21 protein-coding genes are annotated in these 21,163 nt (G+C 71.6%); 5 read left to right on the top strand and 16 right to left on the bottom strand.

Features of this window, described 5'->3' with window-relative positions:
* The first annotated feature begins 283 nt into the window (after positions 1-283).
* Positions 284-625 carry an RNA polymerase-binding protein RbpA gene (locus tag GFD30_RS19510; protein ID WP_091028371.1) on the top strand — a complete coding sequence of 114 codons (342 nt, stop codon included), beginning with the start codon at positions 284-286 and terminating at the stop codon, positions 623-625.
* A gap of 35 nt (positions 626-660) precedes the next feature.
* Here the strand turns inward: GFD30_RS19510 and GFD30_RS19505 are convergent, their stop codons facing one another.
* The 7 genes from GFD30_RS19505 to GFD30_RS19475 form a co-directional block, all read right to left on the bottom strand.
* The gene (locus tag GFD30_RS19505) at positions 661-1,188 is read right to left on the bottom strand and encodes an FxsA family protein (RefSeq protein ID WP_153026856.1); all 528 of its coding nucleotides are present in this window, start codon (positions 1,186-1,188) and stop codon (positions 661-663) included.
* Positions 1,185-1,976 carry a polyprenol monophosphomannose synthase gene (locus GFD30_RS19500; protein ID WP_153026855.1) on the bottom strand — a complete coding sequence of 264 codons (792 nt, stop codon included), beginning with the start codon at positions 1,974-1,976 and terminating at the stop codon, positions 1,185-1,187. Before GFD30_RS19500 ends, GFD30_RS19505 begins: the two co-directional genes overlap by 4 nt.
* A 12-nt stretch (positions 1,977-1,988) precedes the next feature.
* Complete coding sequence (gene lnt, locus GFD30_RS19495; RefSeq protein ID WP_322633435.1) at positions 1,989-3,647, bottom strand: apolipoprotein N-acyltransferase; 1,659 nt, start codon at positions 3,645-3,647, stop codon at positions 1,989-1,991.
* A gap of 540 nt (positions 3,648-4,187) precedes the next feature.
* Positions 4,188-5,762 carry an amidohydrolase gene (locus GFD30_RS19490; protein WP_153026854.1) on the bottom strand — a complete coding sequence of 525 codons (1,575 nt, stop codon included), beginning with the start codon at positions 5,760-5,762 and terminating at the stop codon, positions 4,188-4,190.
* A 13-nt stretch (positions 5,763-5,775) separates the two neighbouring features.
* Complete coding sequence (locus GFD30_RS19485; protein WP_153026853.1) at positions 5,776-6,543, bottom strand: amino acid ABC transporter ATP-binding protein; 768 nt, start codon at positions 6,541-6,543, stop codon at positions 5,776-5,778.
* Positions 6,540-7,322 (bottom strand): amino acid ABC transporter permease, encoded by a 783-nt coding sequence (locus GFD30_RS19480; RefSeq protein WP_153026902.1) that lies wholly within the window; start codon positions 7,320-7,322, stop codon positions 6,540-6,542. The genes GFD30_RS19485 and GFD30_RS19480 overlap by 4 nt, the downstream gene beginning before the upstream one ends.
* A 35-nt stretch (positions 7,323-7,357) precedes the next feature.
* Positions 7,358-8,143, bottom strand: coding sequence for a transporter substrate-binding domain-containing protein (locus GFD30_RS19475; protein ID WP_194202025.1), 786 nt, complete (start codon positions 8,141-8,143; stop codon positions 7,358-7,360).
* A 155-nt stretch (positions 8,144-8,298) separates the two neighbouring features.
* On the opposite strand from GFD30_RS19475, the gene GFD30_RS19470 reads away from it, so the two are divergent.
* Positions 8,299-9,204, top strand: coding sequence for a 5'-3' exonuclease (locus GFD30_RS19470; protein ID WP_227996677.1), 906 nt, complete (start codon positions 8,299-8,301; stop codon positions 9,202-9,204).
* Positions 9,205-9,208: 4 nt separating this feature from the next.
* Positions 9,209-9,952 (top strand): AAA family ATPase, encoded by a 744-nt coding sequence (locus GFD30_RS19465; protein ID WP_153026851.1) that lies wholly within the window; start codon positions 9,209-9,211, stop codon positions 9,950-9,952.
* Positions 9,953-9,958: 6 nt separating this feature from the next.
* On the opposite strand, the gene GFD30_RS19460 is transcribed toward GFD30_RS19465, so the two are convergent.
* Positions 9,959-10,336: a VOC family protein gene (locus GFD30_RS19460; RefSeq protein WP_153026850.1), complete on the bottom strand. Its 378-nt coding sequence runs from the start codon at positions 10,334-10,336 to the stop codon at positions 9,959-9,961.
* An 84-nt stretch (positions 10,337-10,420) separates the two neighbouring features.
* Positions 10,421-13,147, bottom strand: coding sequence for a DEAD/DEAH box helicase (locus GFD30_RS19455; RefSeq protein WP_153026849.1), 2,727 nt, complete (start codon positions 13,145-13,147; stop codon positions 10,421-10,423).
* A 15-nt stretch (positions 13,148-13,162) separates the two neighbouring features.
* On the opposite strand from GFD30_RS19455, the gene GFD30_RS19450 reads away from it, so the two are divergent.
* The gene (locus tag GFD30_RS19450) at positions 13,163-13,981 is read left to right on the top strand and encodes an HAD family hydrolase (protein ID WP_407649104.1); all 819 of its coding nucleotides are present in this window, start codon (positions 13,163-13,165) and stop codon (positions 13,979-13,981) included.
* A gap of 198 nt (positions 13,982-14,179) precedes the next feature.
* Here GFD30_RS19450 and tatC read toward each other — a convergent pair whose 3' ends face one another.
* From tatC to GFD30_RS28055, 5 genes are all read right to left on the bottom strand, one after another.
* Positions 14,180-15,154: a twin-arginine translocase subunit TatC gene (gene tatC / locus GFD30_RS19445; RefSeq protein WP_153026848.1), complete on the bottom strand. Its 975-nt coding sequence runs from the start codon at positions 15,152-15,154 to the stop codon at positions 14,180-14,182.
* A 22-nt stretch (positions 15,155-15,176) separates the two neighbouring features.
* On the bottom strand, positions 15,177-15,455 hold the full coding sequence (gene tatA, locus GFD30_RS19440) for a Sec-independent protein translocase subunit TatA (protein ID WP_153026847.1): 279 nt from the start codon (positions 15,453-15,455) through the stop codon (positions 15,177-15,179).
* Between the two features lie 226 nt (positions 15,456-15,681).
* Entirely contained in the window at positions 15,682-15,891 is a 210-nt protein-coding gene (locus GFD30_RS19435; protein ID WP_153026846.1) for a hypothetical protein, read from the bottom strand.
* A 30-nt stretch (positions 15,892-15,921) separates the two neighbouring features.
* Positions 15,922-16,857, bottom strand: coding sequence for a helix-turn-helix transcriptional regulator (locus GFD30_RS19430; RefSeq protein WP_153026845.1), 936 nt, complete (start codon positions 16,855-16,857; stop codon positions 15,922-15,924).
* 1 nt (position 16,858) lies between these two features.
* A complete protein-coding gene (locus tag GFD30_RS28055) occupies positions 16,859-17,836 on the bottom strand; it encodes a helix-turn-helix transcriptional regulator (protein ID WP_322633427.1) in 978 nt (325 codons plus the stop codon).
* A 252-nt stretch (positions 17,837-18,088) separates the two neighbouring features.
* Between GFD30_RS28055 and GFD30_RS28050 the strand changes: the two genes are divergently transcribed.
* The gene (locus GFD30_RS28050) at positions 18,089-19,180 is read left to right on the top strand and encodes a DUF3866 family protein (RefSeq protein WP_322633426.1); all 1,092 of its coding nucleotides are present in this window, start codon (positions 18,089-18,091) and stop codon (positions 19,178-19,180) included.
* 271 nt (positions 19,181-19,451) lie between these two features.
* Here GFD30_RS28050 and GFD30_RS19415 read toward each other — a convergent pair whose 3' ends face one another.
* Positions 19,452-19,694, bottom strand: coding sequence for a hypothetical protein (locus tag GFD30_RS19415; RefSeq protein ID WP_153026844.1), 243 nt, complete (start codon positions 19,692-19,694; stop codon positions 19,452-19,454).
* Positions 19,695-19,703: 9 nt separating this feature from the next.
* A complete protein-coding gene (gene pafA / locus GFD30_RS19410; RefSeq protein ID WP_153026843.1) occupies positions 19,704-21,062 on the bottom strand; it encodes a Pup--protein ligase in 1,359 nt (452 codons plus the stop codon).
* Between the last annotated feature and the right edge of the window lie 101 nt (positions 21,063-21,163).

Below are 21,163 nucleotides of genomic sequence, written 5' to 3'. Positions count from 1 at the left end.
ACCGCCTTCGCACGGGTCGCGAGCGGCATCTCACGTGCTCGCCCGCGCGGATCGGGCCCGGTGTTGTGTCACACTTCAAGGGGACGTCCGTGGCCGCCGTGCCCGAAGCCGGGCCACACTTGGGGGTCCTCGCTCAGGGCGCCCCCGGGAAGGATCCGGGCTCGCCCGGGCGTTGTACGAAGCGAAACCCCGCGAATCGGCGTGATCGGCCGGGGATGGAACCGTTCGGCCAGAGCGACGGCCGGCAGCGTGGTGCAAGTGCTCAAAGGAAGTGCAGGGGAACATGGGCGACAGAATGCTGAGAGGCTCGCGTCTCGGCGCCGTCAGCTACGAATCGGACCGCAACACGGAGCTGGCTCCCCGCCAGACCCGCGATTACGTGTGCCCGCAGGGCCACCGCTTCGAGGTGCCCTTCGCCGTCGAAGCGGAGATCCCGCTCACATGGGAGTGCCGTCTGGACGGCACCACCGCCAAGCTCGTCGACGGCGAGGAGCCGGAGACGAAGAAGGTCAAGCCGCCGCGCACCCACTGGGACATGCTGCTCGAGCGCCGCTCGATGGAGGAGCTCGAGGAGATCCTCGACGAGCGCCTCCAGGAGATGCGCGCCCGCCGCGGCGAGCGCTAGCTCGGCGAGTCTCGCGCGCGAGACCCTGACAGGACTTACGGACCCTGGTCGATCGACCGGGGTCCGTTGTCGTACTTGCGGGGCTCGTCGTCGAAGTCGCCCGGGTCGACGTAGTCCCGCTCGTCGATCACCTGGCCGTCGATGACGTCGCCGCCGCCGAAGCGCATCACGGGCGTGCGGGCCGCGATCCAGCGGCCCAGGCCCCGGAAGATGAACCGGGTCGGCGGGAACAAGAGCAGCAGCCCGACGAGGTCGGTGACGAAGCCGGGGATGATCAGGCAGAACGCGCCCGCGAGCGCGTACCCGTTCGGGGGTTCGCGGGACGGGTCGCCGCCCGAGTTGAGGTAGTCGCGGGCGGCCCGGAAGGACTTCCTGCCGACATGGCCGACGAGCGCGACGCCGAGGGCGGTCGTGCCCGCGAAGATCAGGAACGTGTAGAAGAACCCGATGAGGTAGACGAGGCCGAAGAAGGCGGCGGCCTCCGAGACGACCCACACCGCCAGCGCGAGCCTGAGTGCGAACGGGGCCCGCTTCGATGCCTGCGGCGGATGCTGGTGCGTCACCCCTCGATTCTGCCACGGGAGAAGACCCGCCGGAGTTGCCGTGCGCGGTGGGCGAACCCCCACCTCGTCACATTCCACAGGGCCTCGACCGTGATGGCGCCGTTCATCTTCGAGGCGCCGGCGCGGCGCTCGGTGAAGACGATCGGGACCTCGCTGATGGTGAACCCGGCCCTGACCGCCCGCCAGGTGAGGTCGATCTGGAAGCAGTAGCCGACGGAGTTGACGGTGTCGAGCTGGAGCTTCTGGAGCGCGTCGAGGCGGTAGGCGCGGTAGCCGGCCGTGACGTCCTGGACGTGCAGGCCGAGCATGACGCGGGTGTAGATCCCGGCGCATCGCGAGAGCGCGAGCCGGTGGAGGGCCCAGTTTCGGACGGAGCCGCCGGGCACGTACCGGGACCCGAGCGAGAGTTCGGCGCCGTCGTCGATGGCCTTGAGGAGCCGGGGCAGGTCGGCCGGGTCGTGGGAGCCGTCGGCGTCCATCTCGACGACGATGCGGTAGTCGCGGTCGGCGGCCCATGCGAACGCGGCGAGGTAGGCCGCGCCGAGCCCCTGCTTCTCGGGCCGGTGGAGGACGTGGACGTTGTCGTGGGCGTCGGCGAGCGCGTCGGCGATCGCGCCGGTCCCGTCGGGCGAGTTGTCGTCCACGATGAGCACGTCGATGCCGGGGCAGCCGTCGAGGGCCGCCGCGACGGTGGTCTCGATGTTCTCCCGCTCGTTGTACGTGGGTATGGCCACAATGGCCGGACCGACATCGCTGCCGGGGACGTTCCGGTCCGGTGGTGGTGTCATGGCGTCGGCTTTCTAGGTCTGGCTGCGGCGGTGCCGGATGTTGAAGGCGATTGCGCAGGCCAGGGCCACCAGTGCCGCTCCGGTGAGGACCGCTTCAGGCAGAATACCCATTGTGGTCGCCGGCGTCGAGGTGTCGGACGGCGTCAGGTCGGCCTGGATGACGGCCGCGGTGTTGAACTCGGTCGCCTGGGAGACCGCGCCGGTCTCGTCCGTGAAGCCGGAGACGCCGACGGTGGAGGCCATGAGGCCGTCGCGGCCGTGCTCGATCGAGCGGATCTGGACCATCGCGAGCTGCTGCTGGGCCTCGTTGGTGTCGAAGGTGGCGTTGTTGGTCTGGACCACGATGAGCTGGGAGCCGGCGAGGACCGAGTCGCGGGTCTCGGCGTCGAAGGCGATCTCGAAGCAGATGAGGCCGGAAATGTCGGTGTCCCCCACCGGGATGAGGCCGACGCCGTCGCCGGCCTCGAAGCCGGCGACGCTGTCGAGGCCCTCGGACATGCGCGGGTCGATCCAGCCGGCGACGGTGCTGAAGAAGTCCTTGTAGGGCACGTACTCGGCGAAGGGCACCGGGTGGCGCTTGGAGTACATGTGGACCGGGCCGTCCTCGGGGTCCCACACGATGCTCATGTTGGAGACGGTGCCGTCGTCGTTGTGGACGATGCCGCCGAGGACGATCGGCGCGCCGATCGCGGCCGCGGCCCCGCTGATGAGGTCGTAGGCGTCCTCGTTCTCGATCGGGTCGATGTCGGAGGCGTTCTCGGGCCAGACGACGAAGTCGGGGCGCTCGGCGCGGCCCTCGTTGACGGCGTCGGCGAGGTCGAGGGTGGCCTGGACGTGGTTGTCGAGGACGGCGCGGCGCTGCTCGTTGAAGCCGAGGCCCAGGCGCGGGACGTTGCCCTGCACGACGGCGATGTTCACCGTCTCGCCTGCGGGGGCGGTCGATCCGGTCGGCAGCGCGAGCGGGGCGACCGAGGCGACGGCCGCGGCCGCGACGAATGCGGCGGCTGTTCGGAGTCCGCCGAGGCGGCGGGTCGCCAGGGCGCAGCCGGCGGCGAGGAGGAATCCGCCGGAGAGGGCCACGACGAAGCTGAGGAGCGGGACGCCGCCGAGCCAGGCGGCTCCTGCGGCGGGCGCGTCGGCCTGGCTGAAGCCGAGGCGGCCCCAGGGGAACCCGCCGAAGGGCTGGCGGGAGCGCAGGGCCTCTTGGGCGACCCAGGCGACGCCGGTGAGCGGGGCCCAGATCCAGGGGCGGCGGTCGATCAGGCGCGAGCAGACGGCGAGCCCGGCGCCGAGGATGCCGGTGCCGAGCGCTTCGAGCGCGGACAGGAACAGCCAGGGCCACTGGCCGACCTGCGTCGAGGACCAGGCCAGGAGCGGCAGGAAGAACGCCATGCCGTAGACGAAGCCGATACCGAGGCCGCCGCGGAGGCGGCGGCGGTGGACGGCCGCGCCGAGCCCGGCGACGGAGACGGCCGCGAGCGGCCAGGCCCCGTAGGGCGGGAACGCGAGGACCGCGAGGAGGCCGGAGGCGGCGGCGAGGACCAGCGCGGCGGGGAGGCTCAGGCGGCGCCCGAGCGGCGAGGCGACCAGGAGGGCGAAACGGCGGCGCGCGGGGCGCCGGGGCGCGGGGGCGTCACCGGCCGGAGGGGCGTCGCGTTCGTCGTCGATCACGGTGCTCAAGTGGGGCGCTCCTCGCTCATGCGCTGGCCGGGCGTGCGCACCGGCGCGAGGAGTGCTCGCGACCGGTGGGGCTCTAGCGTACTGCGGCGACGGCAAAGGGGCGTAGCTGTGTCCGGCTACGCCCCTCGCACGGGTTTCTCCCAGTCCCTGTACGGCCGGTGTCCCCTGCCGCGTTCACTGGTGATCTTCGGACCAACTCGCACCCGTCTGGCTGAGCGTCTACGAGTTGTTGTCTAGGGATCACTGGCGTCCGCCGCGGGTCCACCACCGGCGACCGGCCCGCCTTCCTCCGCCGACCCCCGCGATCTGGACCTGGCCGCCGGTGGCAGTGCGGCCGCGCTGCCACCTTGTCCAGTCTGCGTGGGAGCAAAGCAAGTCGAGTCGCCCCCGACGTTCGGCGGGCCACCGTTTCAGGTCTTCCGCCGAGGACCAGACCACCGTAAGCCAATCAGCGCCGATGGCGTCAACCGGGTCGGAATTTTGTCCCGGCAAAATTTCTCGCATCGGCGCCGCCGCGAGCGCAGGGCCAGGTCACGCGCGCGAGTAGACGAGCGACCCGGCGGCGACCGTGAGGTTGCACTCCGGTTGCGGGGCGGCGGGGTCACTCAACTCGGGGAGCCGCCCGGCGGTGAGGTCCCACACTGTGAAATTGGCTCGTGTGTTCGGGACGAGAGACCCGGAGTCGTCGATCCCCAGGGCCCTCCAGCCACCCCTGGTGGCCGCCGCGAAGGCCGCGGCCATCGGAAGGCGGGAGACCGGGTTCCAGTGGCGTACGGCGGCTCTCACGCCGCCCCACGGGTCCAGTGCGGTCACCGGCGAGTCCGATCCGAAGGCGAGCGGGACGCCGACGCCGGCGAGCTTCGAGAGCGGGTTCGCCGCCAGCGCGCGCTCGCGCCCGAGCCGGGCCGCGTACATGCCCTTCGGGCCGCCCCAGGCGGCGTCGAAGGCGGGCTGCACGGAGGCGTGGACGCCGTGGTGGACCATGCGGGCGATGAGCGCCGCGTCGAGGAGCTCGGCGTGCTCGATGCGGTGCCTGGCGCGGCGGATGGCGTCGACGCCGAGTTCCGGCTCGACCGCGTCGAGGCCGTCGAGGACGTTGGCGATCGCGCCGTCGCCGATGGCGTGGAAGGCCGCGGAGAGGCCGACGCGGTGGCATTCGCGCAGGTGGTCGGCGATCTCGGCGGCGGTGAGGTATTCGGCGCCGAGCGTGTCCGCGTCGTCGTACGGCGTACGGAGGAATGCGGTGCGGGCGCCGAGGGAGCCGTCGGCGGAGAGGTCGCCGCCGCAGCCGTGGGCGCCGAGGTCGCGGGCCTTCTCGGCGGCGCGCAGTTCGCCCCACCAGCCGTACACGGCCGGATTGCCGGGTTCCTTGCCGAGGGCGACGAGGCCGGCGAACTCGGCTTCGGTGAGCGGGTCGGCGTCGTTGGGGATGGAGTGCTCGACGACCGCGGCGATGCCGAGGCTCGCGGCGTGCGCGAGGCCGGCCCGGGCGGCCGCGAGGCGCTGGGAGACGGGCACGGCGGCGTTGACGGTGGCCCGCGCGGCGCGGTGGGCGGCGCGGGTGAGGAGCCCGGAGGGGTCGTAGCCGTCCAGGGCGGCGAACTCGGGGTGCTCCGCCAGGAGCCGGGGCCCGGCGACGCCGATGTGGCCACAGGCGCGCGAGAGGTACGCCAGGCGGCCTCCGGCGGCGTTGCCGACGGCTTCGGAGGTCGGCGGTGCGGCGTCGTCCCATTCGGTCTCGTCCCACCCGTGGGCGAGGACGATCGCGTCGGGCGGGAGGGCGGCCGCGAAGTCGGCGACCCGGTCGAGGACGACCGCGGCCGAGGGCAGGCCGGCGAGGTGGAGGCCGGTGAGCGAGGCCCCGGTGCCGGTGAGGTGGACGTGCGAGTCCACGAACGCCGGGGTCACCAGGGCCCCTTCGAGGTCGACGGTGCGGTCGGCGGCGGGCGCGTCCGCGTCCTCGCCGATCCAGGCGATCGTGTCGCCGGAGGTGAGCAGGGCGGTGGCGTCCGGGTGGGTCGGGCTCAGGATCCGCCCGCCGCGCCACAGCGTCGTTTCGCGGGTCGTGTCATGGCGCGGTCGCTCGGTGTTCTCGAGGAGGCTCATGCCTCCAATGATGTCAGTCGACCGGGTGGAGGACGCGGTGGAGGAAGCTGCGCGCCCGCTCGGTCTTGGGGTCGGTGAGGACCTCGGCCGGAGGGCCCTGCTCGACGATGACGCCGCCGTCGAGGAACAGGACCCGGTCGGCGACCTCGCGGGCGAAGGCCATCTCGTGGGTGACCACGAGCATCGTCATGCCTTCGGCGGCAAGGCCCTTCATGACCGAGAGGACCTCGCCGACGAGTTCGGGGTCGAGGGCGCTGGTCGGCTCGTCGAAGAGCATGAGGCGCGGCTTCATCGCCAGCGCGCGGGCGATGGCCACGCGCTGCTGCTGGCCGCCGGAGAGCTGGGAGGGCCGCGCCCGCTCCTTGCCTTCGATGCCGACCTGGGCCAGGAGCCGGCGCGCCTCGGCTTCGGCCTCGGCGCGGCCGGTCTTGCGGACGCGCCGCTGCGCGATCGCCACGTTGTCGAGGATCGACAGGTGGCTGAAGAGATTGAAGTGCTGGAAGACCATGCCGATGTCGCAGCGGGCCGCGTCGAGGTCGGCGTCGGGGCCGGTCATGTCGTGCCCGGCGGCGGTGATCGTGCCTTCGGTGGGCTCCTCGAGGAGGTTGACGCAGCGCAGCAGGGTGGACTTGCCGGAGCCGGAGGGCCCGATGAGGCACACCACCTCGCCTTCGGCGATCTCCAGGTCGATGCCGCGGAGCACCTCGTTGTCGCCGAAGCGCTTGTGCAGGCCCTCGATCCGGACGATCGGCGCGTCCCCGGCCGCTTCGCGCGTGGTCATCGGGCGTCTCCTTTGTGCTCGAGGCGGCGGGCCAGCAGGCCGAGCGGGATCGTCAGCAGCAGGTAGAGCAGGCCGCCGACGAGCAGCGGAGTGGCGTTGGCCGAGTCGGTGAGCTCGTTGCGGGCGAACTTGGACAGTTCCATGGTGGCGGTGGTGACGCCGAGGACGAACACGAGCGAGGAGTCCTTGGTGAGCATGACGAGCTCGTTCGTCAACGGCGGCACGACGATCCGCAGTGCCTGCGGGAGGACCACGGTGATCATGGTGCGGGTGTGGCTCATGCCGAGGGATCGGGCGGCCTCGACCTGTCCCTTGGGGACGGCCTGGATGCCGGCGCGGACGCTCTCGGCGATGTAGGCCGAGGAGGTGAGGCCCAGGCCGATGGCGACCTGCCCGTAGACGCCGCCGGGGTACTGGATGCCCGGGAACGCCTGGGGGACGCCGAAGCCGACCAGGAAGAGCACGAGGAGCGCGGGCAGGCCGCGGAAGACCTCGACGTATCCGGTGGCGAACCAGCGGTAGGGGGCGAAGGAGGAGACGCGCATGAGCGCGATCGGCACGCCGACGACCATGCCGAAGACGAACGCGAGGACGGTGTAGACGATCGTGTTCCAGAACGAGGTCCACACCGCCGGGAACATGGCGGCGGCGATGTCGAGCTGGAAGAACGACTCGGCGATCCGGCCCCAGTCGGCGACGGCGGCGAGGACCGCGACGACGGCGATGACGACGGCGTACTGGATGCCGCGCGCGAGGCGGCGCCGCTGCCGGGGCGTCATGCGGCGGCGGGCGGGCGCGGTGGCGGTGGTGTCCACTACTGGCCGAGGTCCCCGGTGTACGGCTCGCCGATCCACTTCTCGTACAGCTCGGCGTAGGTGCCGTCCGCGAAGATCTCGTCGAGCATGGCGTTGACCTCGTCGAGGAGCTCGGTGTCGTCCTTCTGGACGGCGAAGCCGTAGTGCTCGGCGGTCTCGATGGTCTGCACGAGCGAGAGGTCGGTGGCGGTCTCGACCATCTGCTGCCAGGTGGCGAGGTCGGCGATGGAGGCGCCGACGCTGCCGGCGGTGAGCGCGGAGGCGATGTCGCCCATGGACTCGAAGGCGACGACCTCGTAGCCGTACTGCTCGGCGTTGTCGTTGGCGTACGCCTCGCCGGTGGAGCCGGACTGGACGGCGACCTGGAGGCCGCCGAGGTCGTCGAGGGTGGCGACGGCGGAGCCGGAGGGCACGACGAGGGCCTGGTCGGCGCGGTAGTACGCCTGGGACATGCCCATGGCGGCCTGGCGCTCCTCGGTGATGGTGAGCCCGGCGGCGGCGATGTCGCAGGTGCCGGCGTTGAGGGCCTCGCCGGAGCTGATCGACTCGAAGCCGATCTCGACAATCTCGACCTCCTGGTCGAGGCGTTCGGCCAGGAGGTTCATGAGGTCGATGTCGAAGCCGGCGTACTCGCCGTCCTGTTCGAACTCGAAGGGCTCGAAGGGGACGTTGGTGCAGACGGTGAGGGTGGCGTCGTCCTCGGCTCCGGACGTGCAAGCGGCGGCGGCGAGCCCGGTCCCGATCAGGGCCAGGGCGGCCGCGGCGCGGCGGGTGCTGATGTTCACCTGAAGGCTCCTCGTATTTCGCTGATGCGCCGATCTTTCCGGTCGGACCCTCTCATAGTTGTGCCGACCGGGCCGCAATGTGGCAGGTTTCGCAGTACGGACGGGTGAATCGGCGACGGCCCGCAGTGTCGTCCGCTCGTGAGAGAGTGGTGCGCATGCTGATGCTCATCGACGCCGCCTCGCTGTGGTACCGCGCCTACTACGGGCTCCCCTCCTCGATCAAGGCCCCGGACGGACGGCGCTCGGGCGCGGTGCGGGGCTTCTTCGACGGCCTCGCGGTCCTGGCGAAGCGCTTCTCCCCCACCGGGATGGTCTGCTGCCTCGAAGGGAACTGGCGGCCGGCGTGGCGCCTGGAGCAGCTCCCCGCGTACAAGGCCGAGCGGGCCCTGCCGGACGGCTCCGAGGACACCCCCGAGGGCCTCGACGACCAGGTCGCCGCGATCGAGGCGCTGCTGCCGGCCCTCGGCGTCGCCACCGCGGCCCACCCCGAGTACGAGGCCGACGACGTGATCGCGACCCTCGCGGCCCGCACCGCCGAACCGGTCCTCATCGTCACCGGCGACCGCGACCTGTTCCAGCTCGTCGACGACGAGCGCCGCCGCCACGTGGTGTACCTGGCGAAGGGCATCACCAAGGCCGAGCTGTTCGACGGCGAGGCCGTCGCCACCAAGTTCGGGGTGGACCCCGGCCACTACGTCGACTTCGCGGTCCTGCGCGGCGACCCCTCCGACGGCCTGCCCGGCGTCAAGGGCATCGGCGCGAAGACCGCGGTGGCGCTCGTGAACGCCTACGGCGGCATCTCGGGCATCCGGGCCGCCGCGGCGGATCCGGCCTCCGAGCTGCCCGACCGCCACCGCAGCGCCGTCAACGGCGCCGGCGACTACCTCGAACGCGCCGTCAAGGTCTCCTCGGTGGTCGCCGACGTAGACGTGCCCCTCGTCGACGCGACGCTCCCGACCGCATGGAAGGACCCCGCGGCCGTCGAGGAACTGGCCGCGCAGTGGAACGTCGCCTCGGCCCTCAAGCGCTTCCAAGAGGCGCTCGCCGCCACCGCCGCGTAAACCCATGCCGCGCAAGCGAACCGAGCCGTTCCTGCGGGCGGTGCGGGCCGAGGGGCTCCCCGAGCGCGGCTGGCCGTGGGAGCTGCCGGCCGTGCGCGCGCTCGAGTCCGGCCTCGACCTCGACGCGCCGGTGGTCATGCTCTGCGGCGACAACGGCACCGGCAAGTCCACGATCGTCGAGGCGCTCGCGGCCGAACTCGGCATCAACGTCGAAGGCGGCTCGCGGAACTTCCGGTTCGCCACCCGCGAGACGGCCACGCCGCTCGCCGAGCACCTGGTCGTCGTGCGCCGGGCCGGGCCGCGCCCGGTGGACTCGTTCTTCCTGCGCGCCGAGACCTACTTCAACGTGGCCACCGAGGTCGAACGCCTCGGCGGGCCGCTGGACGCCTACGGCGGCGTCTCGGCGCACGAGCGCTCGCACGGCGAAGGCTTCCTCGATCTGGCGACCCACCGGTTCCGCCCCGGCGGGCTGTACCTGCTCGACGAGCCCGAGTCGGCCCTGTCCGTCCACGGCTGCCTCGCGCTGCTCGCCGTCATCGCCGACCTCGCCGCCTCGGGCGCCCAGTTCATCGTCGCGACCCACTCGCCGATCCTGCTCGCCTGCCCGGGAGCGCTGCGCTACGAGACCGGCGCCGACGGGGTCGCGCCGGTCGGGTACGACGAGGCCGGCCCCGTGCGGCTCACCCGCGACTTCCTCGACGACCCGCAGCGGTTCCTGCACCACCTGCTCGCCGGCGGCGACCGCTGAGGGCGCCTACTCCCAGACGTTCGCCGCGGCCTCGAACTCGGCGCGGTCGGAGTGGACCGGGATGACGCAGACGATGTGGCCGCCCGGGACCCGCAGGGTCCGGCATTCGAGCCAGCGCGAGACCTCCACCGCCCCGAGCGCCTTGAGCCGCTCGGTCTCGGCGTCGAGGTCGTCGGTCTCCATGTCCACGTGGAAGCGCGGCTCGCCGTCGTCGAGGCGCTGCACCGCGGTCACCAGGCCCGGCAGGGCCCCGGGCAGGGACGTGAACTGCGGTTCGCCCTCGACCGGGCGGGCCTCGACGCCGAGCGCGGCCGACCAGAACGCGGCGGCAGCGTCGGCGTCGGGGGTGTCGATCAGGACCGTCGAGATGCGGCTGCGGTGCATCGGGGCTCCTTCCGGGGCGGCACGGTTCGGCAGCGGCGCTGTCCGGGGGCGCGCCGCGGGCGTACCCCGGTCGGCCGGCGGGGCTCAGACGTCGGCGACGACGCCGCGGCGGATCGAGTCCACCGCGTCGAAGGCCGCATCGGCGAGCTTGTTCGAGGACTCGGTGCCGATGAACCTGGCGGCCGTGCCCATCTGGTGCAGCAGGTCGGCGGTGCGGCGGGCCCAGCGGACGAAGTCGCCGCCGGGCATCGGCCACGGGCCGTCGGCCGCGGCGAGGGCCTTGGACAGCTCCTCGCCCTTGGTCCACCGGTAGATCGGCCAGGCCAGGCCGAGCTGCGGCCGCGAAATCAGCGAGAGGCCGCGCTGGTTCTCGGCCCGCCGGATGGCCTCCCAGCGCCGCTGCACCTTGGCGACGTGCTCGGTGATCGGGCCGGGGACGGCCACGAAGAACTCGTCCTCCTCGAAGCGGGACTCGTAGATCACCGTGGACGCGGTCGCCGCCAGCGACGCGGGGTCGAGGCCCTCCCAGATGCCGTCGCGCAGGCACTGGGCCACGAGCAGGTCGGTCTCCACGAACAGGTTCCGCAGCAGCCGCCCGGCCTCGGTGACGGTCTCGCCTTCGAGGTATCCGAACTCGGTGAGGACTTCGCGCACGGCCGTGAACTGGCGGGCCAGCGAGTGCTCGCGGCGCTCGGACCGGCGCCGCAGCGCCTCTTCCTCGCGTTTGAGACGCGACCAGCGGGACGCGTGGACGGTGTGCTGACCGGCATCGGGGCAGGTGCGGCACGGGTGGCCCTTGACCTCCTCGCGCAGCCGAGCGATCTCGGGGGTCTCGGCCGCGCCGCCGCGGCGGGTCGGACGCGACCGGTCCCGAGTGGCCTCGCGCAGGCTCGAGGCCAGGTCGGCGCGGGCCTTGGGGTCGCGGCGGTCGAAGCGCTTGGGCATGCGCAGCTTCGTGACGACCTCGAGGCCGCCGTCGAACGCCGAGGTCTCCAGGGTCCCGGCCCAACCGTCGGCGGTGAGCACCGACCAGCGCGGGTCGTGGTGGCGCGAGCCGCCCGTGGGCCGCAGGAACACCGCCCAGCCGGTGCGCTTGCCGCGGGAGATCCAGATGACGTCGCCGGGGCGGAGCTCCTCGAGGTTGGTGCGGGCCTCGTCGCGCAGTGCGCCCTTGCGGCGCTTCTGGTTCGCGCGCTCGGCCTGCGAGAGCTGGTGCGTCAGTTCGTAGTAGGCGAGGAAGTCGCCCTTGTGGCACTCGGCGCCCTTGGCGGCCTCGGCGGCGCGCCGGCCCAGGGCCCGGGCCTGCTCGGCGATGTGGACGGCCTCGGAGTCGGACTGGAACTGCGCGAACGAGGAGGCCAGCACCTCCTGGGCGCGCTCGACGCCGGCGGCGCCGATGAGGTTCACGGCCATGTTGTAGGACGGCGCGAACGACGAGTTCAGCGGGTAGGTGCGCTTGGAGGCGAGGCCCGCGAGCTCCTTGGGGCGCACGTCCTCTGCCCAGACGGTGACCGCGTGGCCCTCGACGTCGATGCCGCGCCGGCCCGCGCGGCCGGTGAGCTGCGTGTACTGGCCCGGGGTGAGCATGACGTGGTCGGAGCCGTCGTACTTGATGAGCCGCTCCAGGACCACCGACCGCGCGGGCATGTTGATGCCCAGCGCGAGCGTCTCGGTCGCGAACACGGCCTTGAGCAGGCCGCGCTCGAAGAGCTTCTCGACGACCTCCTTGAACACCGGCAGCAGCCCCGCGTGGTGGGCGGCGATGCCGGCCGCGAGCCCGGCGAGCCACCGGTCGAAGCCGACCGCGTCGAGGTCGGCGGGGTCGATGTGGGAGACCGACGCGGTCGCGTAGTCGACGATCTCGTCGCGTTCGCGCCCGTCGGTGAGCCGCAGGCCGGCGCGCACGCACTCGTCGACGGCCGCGTCGCAGCCGGCGCGCGAGAAGATGAAGTAGATCGCCGGGAGCAGCGCCGCCTGGTCGAGGCGGGAGACGACGCGGCCCCGGTCCACATGGGGCCGCCCGCGGCGGCGGCCGCCGCCGGCGCGCTCGCCGCGCTCGCGCATCCGGGCGTCCTTCTTGAGCAGCTCCTTCGAGACGAAGTCGCCGTCGGGCTCGAACAGGTCGAGCAGGGCGCCGCCGATCATCATGTGCTGCCACAGCGGGACCGGGCGGGTCTCGGAGACCACGACCTCGGTCGAGCCGCGCACGCTCTTGAGCCAGTCGCCGAACTCCTCGGCGTTGGAGACCGTCGCCGACAGCGAGACGACCCGCACCTCCTGCGGGAGCTCGATGATGATCTCCTCCCAGACGGCGCCGCGGAACCGGTCGGCGAGGTAGTGCACCTCGTCCATGACCACGTACCGGAGCCCGTGGAGGGTGGACGAGCCCGCATAGATCATGTTCCGCAGGACCTCAGTCGTCATGACCACGATCGGGGCCTCGCCGTTCACGACCGTGTCACCGGTCAGCAGGCCCACGTTCTCGGCGCCGTGCGTGTCGGCCAGGTCGTTGAACTTCTGGTTCGACAGCGCCTTGATCGGCGTCGTGTAGAAGCATTTCGCGCCTTCGGCCAGCGCCAGGTGCACGGCGAACTCGCCCACCACGGTCTTCCCGGCCCCGGTGGGGGCGCACACGAGCACCCCGTGACCGGATTCGAGGATGCGGCACGCCTCGACCTGGAAGTCGTCGAGCTCGAACGGGTAGTCCCCCGCGAATGCCGCCAGCTGCGGCCATTGCCGTCGCGCCTGGGCGGCGGCGTGGCGTTCGGCCGGGGAGCGGTCGTCGGCGTAAGGCACGTCGGCGTTAACCATGGTCTCAACACTAGTCTGCCGCCCCGACAAGAGCATCCCGGTAACGCGCCCTCGCACCCGGCTGTGACGACGCCTACACGGCCGGGTATCGTCCCGGATGTGCACCGTGATTCCTCACCAGGAGACGACGATGCGGGACGCGGAGGGGTCGACGCGGTCCTGTTCGACTTCCACGGCACCTTGGCACAGCTCGAACCCTTGACCAGGTCGGTCGCGCTGGCCGCCGAGGCGTGCGGGAAGCAGCTGTCACCGCTCGCGGTGACCGCCCTGGCGGACGCCATCGGCGCCCAGGGTTGGCTCGGTTCGGGCATGGAGCCGCGCGTGCGGCCGCACTTCGCGGAGGCGTGGGCGGACCGCGACCTCGACGAGGACGCCCACCGCGAGGCGTTCACCGAGCTCGCGGCGCAGGCGCACGGCGTGTTCGACGGCCTCGCGACCGCCCTGTACGACCGGCTCGCCTCCCCTGAAGGATGGGTGGCGTTCGCGGACACGCTCTCGACCCTGGTGTCGCTCAAGGCGCAGGGGTTCCCGATCGCGCTGGTGTCGAACATCGGGTTCGACGCGCGCCCGATCCTGCGGCGCCTGGGGATCGACCGGTTCATCGACGCGTGGGTGCTGTCGTACGAGGTCGGCTACTGCAAACCGGACGAGAAGATCTTCTACGCCGCCTGCCATGCGCTGGACGTCGAGCCGAGCCGGGTGCTCATGGTCGGCGACACGATGGCCGACGCGGGCGCGGCCCGGATCGGCGCGCGCTGCTATCTGGTGCCGCACGCCGAGGCGGGCCGGACGGTCGGCCTCGAGGCGGTGCTGCGGCTGGTCCGCAGCTGCTGACCCCTGAAGACGCCGGAAGGGCCCCGATGCGGCTGCATCGGGGCCCTTCCGTTTCGCTCGTCGTCCGACCTTACCGGACAGTGCCTTCTCAGAGTGCCTTCTCAGAGTGCCTCTCAGCGACCACGACTCTGAAAGACCGCGCCTCTCAAGAACGTGACTTCAAGAGAGCGTCTGCAAAGGACCGTGCCCTTACGGGACTCACGTGATGTCGTCGTAGCCGTCGACCCGCCGGCCGAGGCGGTTGCGTCGCTCGTCCGGGTAGTCCTCGTCGTCCAGGCTCCCGGCGGCGATCGAGGAGGCCACCTCGACGTCGTCGACCGGGCCGATGTCGCCGGCCTCGTCGTCGTCCCACTCGTCGTCGTACCGGATGCCGCGCCGCTTGTCGTTGAGGTAGGCGACACCGCACGCGCCGAGGTAGAGGATGAGCATGCAGATGGCCAGGGCCGTCATGCCGAACGGGTCGGGTGTGGGGGTGAAGATCGCGGTGAAGGCGAAGCTCACCACCACGACGATCCGCCACCAGCCGAACATCCGCTTGGCGTTGACGAGCCCGATGACGTTGAGCATCAGCATGATCAAGGGGAACTCGAACCCGATGCCGAACACCATCATCACCGAGATGAAGAAGTTGAGGTAATCCTCGAGGTTCAGCAGGATGACGAAGTCCTGGCTCGCCAGCAGCATGATGAACTCCATGCCGTGGGCGACCACGAAGTAGGCGAGGATCGCGCCCGCCAGGAACAGCGGCGCCGCGATGCCGATGAACAGGTACGCGTACTTGCGCTCGTTCCGGTGCAGACCGGGTGCGACGAACGCCCAGAGCTGGTACAGCCAGATCGGGGCCGTGCCGACCAGCGCCGAGTACAGCGAGATCTTGAGCATCAGGGCGATGTGCGAGATCGGCGAGTTGAGCACCGCCTCGCATTTCGCGCCGTCGCCTGATTCCTCGACCGTGCCGGTGCCGAGCGCGCTGCAGTACGGGTCCGACAGGAACTTGATGAGGTCGTCGGCGAAGTAGAACGCGACGGCAGTTCCCACGATGATTGCGATGATCGCGATCAGCAGACGCTGCCGCAGGTCCTGCAGGTGCTCCATGAGCGTCATGGAGCCGTCGGCGGCGCGCTGGAACTTGGTCTTGCGTTTATTGGCGCGCCGCGGAGGTTCGTCCGCCATGTTCGTAACGGCCGTATCCCGGCTAACGGGTGTGCTTGCGGTCGACCGACTCGCTGTCGATCACGGTCTCGTTGACCGGCGCCGGCGGGTCGAGCGGCTCGCGGGTGTGCTTGGGCTCGGCGCGGACGTCGCCGTCGTCGTCCGGGTTGCTCGAGTCCTTCTTCATGGCCTCGGTCTCGGACTTCAGGATGCGCATGGATCGACCCAGGCCGCGGGCCATGTCCGGGAGCTTCCGGGAGCCGAACACCAGCAGGATGACAACGACGAGAATGATGATGTGCCAGGGCTTCAGTGCACCCATTGTTCGGTCCCTCCGGATATATGTCGGTGACGTAACCATCGTATGCCTCAGTCGAGGCGGCCGCCACGGAGCCTGAGACCGGGTTCACCCGAGGTCACCGGCGATACGAGCGGCTACGACATCGTCGAGCCGGACAAGCATGACCGACGGTTGACACTTCCGTCAACACTGGAGCCTTCGGGATCGCCGATCTTTATCAGAATGTGCTGACTGCGGGCGGGAAGTGTCACTTCTCGGGCCGCGCGGCGGTCGCGCGCTGCACTTCCGCCAGCGTCAGGTTCAAGCGTTCCTGCAGCTCCTGAGCTTGCTCGGCGCGTTCTTGGACGCGTTCGAGCCCGTATCCCAATTGCTGCAGCCCGCCGCGGAGGCGCAGCGCCGCGACGGCGAGGAGCACGAGTCCGGCGAGTGCCAGCACGACCGATATCGCCCAGATCATCGGGCCATTCTATGCAGGCCGGGGCCCGGCTCAGGCGGCCGGGGCGTACCGGGCGAGCGCGGCGCGGGCGGTCTGGCGGACGGCGTCGCGCAGTTCGGTCGGGGCGACCACCTCGGCTTCGCCGCCGAGCCCGAGCACGAAGCGGCGGGCCCAGTCGAGGTCGCGCACGCGCATGACGACGCGGCGGCGGCCGTCGGGCTCGCCAAGGACCGCTTCGCACGGGTAGGAGTCGGCGACGCCCTTCGCGCCGGCACCGAGGAGCAGCTCGATCCGCGGCAGTTCGGAGGCGAGGAACGCGGTCGGCGCCGGCTGGTTGGTCAGCCGCAGCGGCTCGGACGGCTCGTCGAGCTCGGTGCACGCGTCGATCCGGTCGATGCGGAACTGGCGGATCTCCCCCGCCGTGCGGCACCAGGCCCGCAGGTACGCGTGGCCGTCGGCGACGACGATCTCGATGGGGTCGACGACCCGCTCGGAGGTGGTGTCGCGGCTTGCCGAGTAGTAGGTGATGCGCGCGGCGTGCCCGGAGGCGACGAGCGCGGCGTACTTCTCGACCTGCGGGTCGGTCACGGTGTCGCGGACGGCCACGTCCGCGGGCGCCTCGCCCGCGGCCGCCGCGAGCTTGTCGAGCGCGGAGGCGATGGCCGCGCGGTCGCCGACGCCGGGCGTGTCGGCGAGGACCCGCAGGGCCACGGAGAGCGCGAGGGCCTCGTGGGCGGCGAGGCGCACCGGCCGGTCCATGCCGGCGGCGAACAGGACCCGCACGGCGTCGGCGTCGAACGCGATGTCGATGAGGTCGCCGGGCCCGTACCCGGGCAGGCCGCACATCCACAGCATCGTCAGGTCGGCCTGGATCTGCTCGACGTCCACGCCGAAGTCCGCGGCGATCTCGGCCATCGGCACGCCCTCGGGACGGGCGACCAGGTACGGGACGAGGTTGAGCAGCCGGGCCAGGCGGTTCGTGGTCATGTCAGCTCTCTTCTTCGTCGGCGAGGGCCTGCAGGCAGGCGACGGTCTCCTTGACCAGCTCGGGCGGGTCGACGACCAGCACGTCGGCGCCGAAGGAGGCGAGCCAGGCGGCGGTCGGGGCCGTCTCGGTGTAGGAGAAGCAGACCTGGTCGCCTTCGGGCGTGCGCGGCCCGATCTGGTCGGCGCGCCGGCGCACGCCCCAGGCGCGCTTGGGCCGGACCAGGACGGTGGCGCGGATCGGCCGCTGGCGGGCCTCGGACTCCGAGGCGAACGCGAGCACGTCGACGTCCTCGGGGATCGCGAAGGCGCCCTCGGGGCCGGTGAGCCGGACCTTCCCGGTGATGCGCGAGAGCCGGAAGCACCGCTGCGCGCCCCGGTCGAGGTCGAGCCCGGCGACGTACCAGCGCCCGCGCCAGGCCGCGCAGCCCCAGGGCTGGATGCGGCGCGGCTGCGGCGACTCGTCGCGCGAGCCCAGGTAGTCGAAGGCGACGGCGCGTCGCGCGGCGATGGCCTCGAAGAACGGCGACAGCGCGGCCTCGGCCCCGGGCAGGGACTTCACGGTCGCGGTCGCGGCGTGCGACTCGACGTCGATGCCGGCGGCGCGGAGTTTGAGGAGGGCCTCGGCGCTCCCGGACTGGAGTTCGGGCTGCTGCCACAGTCGCGCGGCGGCCGCCACGGCGGCGGCTTCGGCGTCGGTGAACTCGATCTGCGGCAGCTCGAAGTCGGAGCGCGCGATCCGGTAGCCGGGCTCGCCGTCGGCGAGGTAGTCGATGCCGGACTGCAGCGGGATGCCGATGCGGCGCAGCTCGGCCTTGTCGCGTTCGAACTTGCGCTGGAACGCCTCGTGCGCCTTCTTGTCCTCGAGGTCGTGCTCGTAGCCGGGGACGGTCCGGGCGATCCTGCCGGCGGTCTGGAAGCGCCGCGAGGACAGCAGGCAGAGCACCAGGTTCACCAGTCGTTCAGTGCGATCGTTGGACACCCGCCCAGCCTATGCCAGCGCCCTGGCCGCCTGCCATCACGCCCGGGCGTGTACCGCGGGCGGCGCGCCTCGCGCCAGGAGCCGCGGCAGCGGCGGGGTTCGAGCGCGCGGCCGGCGGCCTGTCCGAAGCGGCCGGTGCGGCCGGCGGCATGCGGACCCGGGGGTGCAGCCGGCCGGGGCGCGGTCGTCGGGGCCGCGCGGCCCCGTCCACCGAAACGTCAAGGCGCCTCATCGCTTTGGTACTGTCCGGGCGTGATCAGATGGCGATACGGGACCGTCACCGGCGTGCGCGGCGGCTGGCGCGGCTGCACCGAGCTGGAGGTCGACGTCGAGGCCCGCGAGGGCGAGGACGCCTTCTCGTGCCGGGGCCTCGCCTACGACGAACTCGTCGGCACCCCCGAGGCCGGCGACCGGGTCCTGCTCAACTGCAACGCCATCGCGAAGGGCCTCGGTACGGGCGGGTACGCACTGGTCATCGCGGTCCCCGACCGGCTCCCGGCGGACGTCGAGGGCCCGGGGCACATCGTGAAGGCCCGCTACACGCCGATGCAGGCCATGCGTCTCGCCGTCGACGAGGACGACTCGCCGCACCGCGCCGCCGTGGAGGCGTGCGAGGACCTCGGCGGGATGCCGGTGGTCGTGGCCGATCTGCACTCGGCGCTCGCGCCGGTCCTCGCGGGCGTCCACGCGACCGCCCCTGACGCGAAGGTCGCGTATGTGATGACCGACGGCGGGGCGCTCCCGGCGTGGTTCTCGCGCCAGCTCGACCAGCTCTCGGACCGGATCTGCACGGTCGTCACCGCAGGCCAGTGCTTCGGCGGCGACCTGGAGGCCACGAACATCCACAACGCGCTCATCGCGGCCCGCGTGGTCGGGGGCGCCGACATCGCGATCGTGGCCCAGGGGCCCGGCAACCTCGGCACCGGGACGGTCTGGGGCTTCTCCGGCACCGCCGCGGGCGAGGCCGTGAACGCGGCGGCCGTGCTCGGCGGCCGGCCGGTCGCGAGCCTGCGGATCTCCGAGGGCGACGCCCGCGAGCGCCACCGCGGCATCTCGCACCACTCGATGACCGCTTACGGGAAGGTCGCGCTGGCCGCGGCCGACATCCCGGTTCCCGACGAGCTCCCCGCCGACCTCGAAGCGAAGATCCGCGCCCAGCTCGCCGAGCTCCCCGAGCGCCACCGCCAGATCGAGATCGACTGCTCCGGGCTCGCCGAGGCCATGGAGGCCCTCCCGGTCAAGCTCTCGACGATGGGCCGCGGCCTCGACCGCGACCGCGTCTACTTCATCGCCGAAGCCGCCGCCGGCCGCCACGCGGCCCAGATCGCCAAACGCCGCGACTGACTTCAGCTCCCCTTCAGGAACCCCCGCTACCTTGGAAACCGGGGGCCCTTTTCCAGCGCGGTGCCTCGCCGTCGGCATGCCGTCGGCTCGCCGCACGTCCCGTCGGGGACCCGGGAGCGAGCCTCGAAACGGAGGCCCCGACCGAGGACGGGCGTTCAGCGGCGCCCGGGCTCGCTTCAGCTCCCCTTCAGGAACCTCCGGCTATGTTGGAAATCGGGGGCCCTCTCCCAGGGCGGGACCGCGCCGGCGGCGTGCGCCGATTCGGGTCGGTTCACAGCACGAACAGCACCAGGATCCACACACCGATGACCGCCGCCAGGGCGAGCGCGAGCACCCAGGTCGGGACCGTGTACTCGCCGCGGCGGTTGCGGGCGATCTCTTCGCGGATGCGGGTGGTGCGCCGCTCGTAGGCGGCGACGGGGTCGAACGAACCGAGCAGGCCGGACCGGCCGGCCCGCTCGCGTTCGTCGGGCCGCCGGTCGGCGGCGCTGTCGGTCTCAGGCGGTTCGGACACGGGCCGGTCTCACATGCTGGCGATGAGCTTGTCGACGCGCTCGTCGCGGGAGCGGAACGGGTCCTTGCACAGGACGGTGCGCTGCGCCTGGTCGTTCAGCTTCAGGTGGACCCAGTCGACGGTGAAGTCGCGGCGCTTCTCCTGCGCCTTGCGGATGAACTCGCCGCGCAGGCGCGCGCGCGTGGTCTGCGGCGGCACTTCCTTGGCCTCGAAGACCTCGACGTCGTGCGTGAGGCGCTCGGCCTCGCCGCGGTTCTCCATCAGGTGGTGGAGGCCCCTGCCGCGGCGGATGTCGTGGTAGGCCAGGTCGAGCTGGGCGATGCGCGGGCTCGACAGCGGCAGGCCGCGCTTCTCGCGGTACCGCTCGATGAGCTTGAACTTGGCGACCCAGTCGATCTCGCGCGAGACCGCGTCGAGGTTGCCGTCCTCGACGGCCTGGAGGACCCGGCCCCACAGTTCGATGACGCGCTTGGTGGTCGCGTCCGCGCCGCGCTGGTCGACGAAGTCCATCGCCTTCTCGAGGTATTCGCGCTGGATGTCCAGGGCGGAGGCCTCGCGGCCGCTGGCCAGGCGCACCAGGCGCTTGCCGGTCGTGTCGTGGCTGATCTCGCGGATCGCCCGGATCGGGTTCTCCAACGTGAGGTCGCGCATCGTCACGCCGGTCTCGATCATCCGGAGCACGAGGTCGGCCGAGCCGATCTTGAGCATCGTGGTGATCTCGTTGATGTTGGAGTCGCCGACGATGACGTGGAGGCGCCGGTAGCGCTCGGCGTCGGCGTGCGGCTCGTCGCGCGTGTTGATGATCGGGCGCGAGCGGGTCGTCGCGGAGGAGACGCCCTCCCAGATGTGCTCGGCGCGCTGGGACAGGCAGAAGCGGGCCCCGCGCGGGGTCTGCAGGACCTTGCCGGCGCCGCAGATGAGCTGGCGGGTGACCAGGAACGGGATGAGGACCTCGGCGAGGCGCCCGAACTCGCCGTGGCGGCTGACGAGGTAGTTCTCGTGGCAGCCGTAGGAGTTCCCTGCCGAGTCGGTGTTGTTCTTGAACAGGTAGATGTCCCCGGCGATGCCTTCGTCGTGGAGGCGCTTCTCCGCGTCGATCATGAGGCCTTCGAGGATCCGCTCGCCGGCCCGGTCGTGCTTGACCAGGTCCTCGACGGAATCGCATTCGGGAGTGGCGTACTCGGGGTGCGACCCCACGTCGAGATAGAGGCGGGCGCCATTGCGGAGGAACACGTTGGAGGAGCGGCCCCAGGAGACCACTCGCCTGAAGAGGTAACGGGCCACTTCGTCCGGAGACAGGCGGCGCTGTCCCCTGAATGTGCAAGTGACCCCGTATTCGGTCTCCAGTCCGAAAATGCGCCTGTCCATGTCGAAACCCTACCCCGATTCGGTTGAGGAGAACACCCCTCGCGGTCGAACGGTTTCGCTCCGCGACGGGCGTGATGACGGTCTGTGCGGGGTCGCGGGGG

The organism is Glycomyces albidus, from assembly GCF_009451885.1.
Lineage (GTDB): Bacteria > Actinomycetota > Actinomycetes > Mycobacteriales > Micromonosporaceae > Glycomyces > Glycomyces albidus.
Note: the sequence above shows the minus strand (reverse complement) of the source record. Positions and strands in the feature narration are given on the sequence as shown.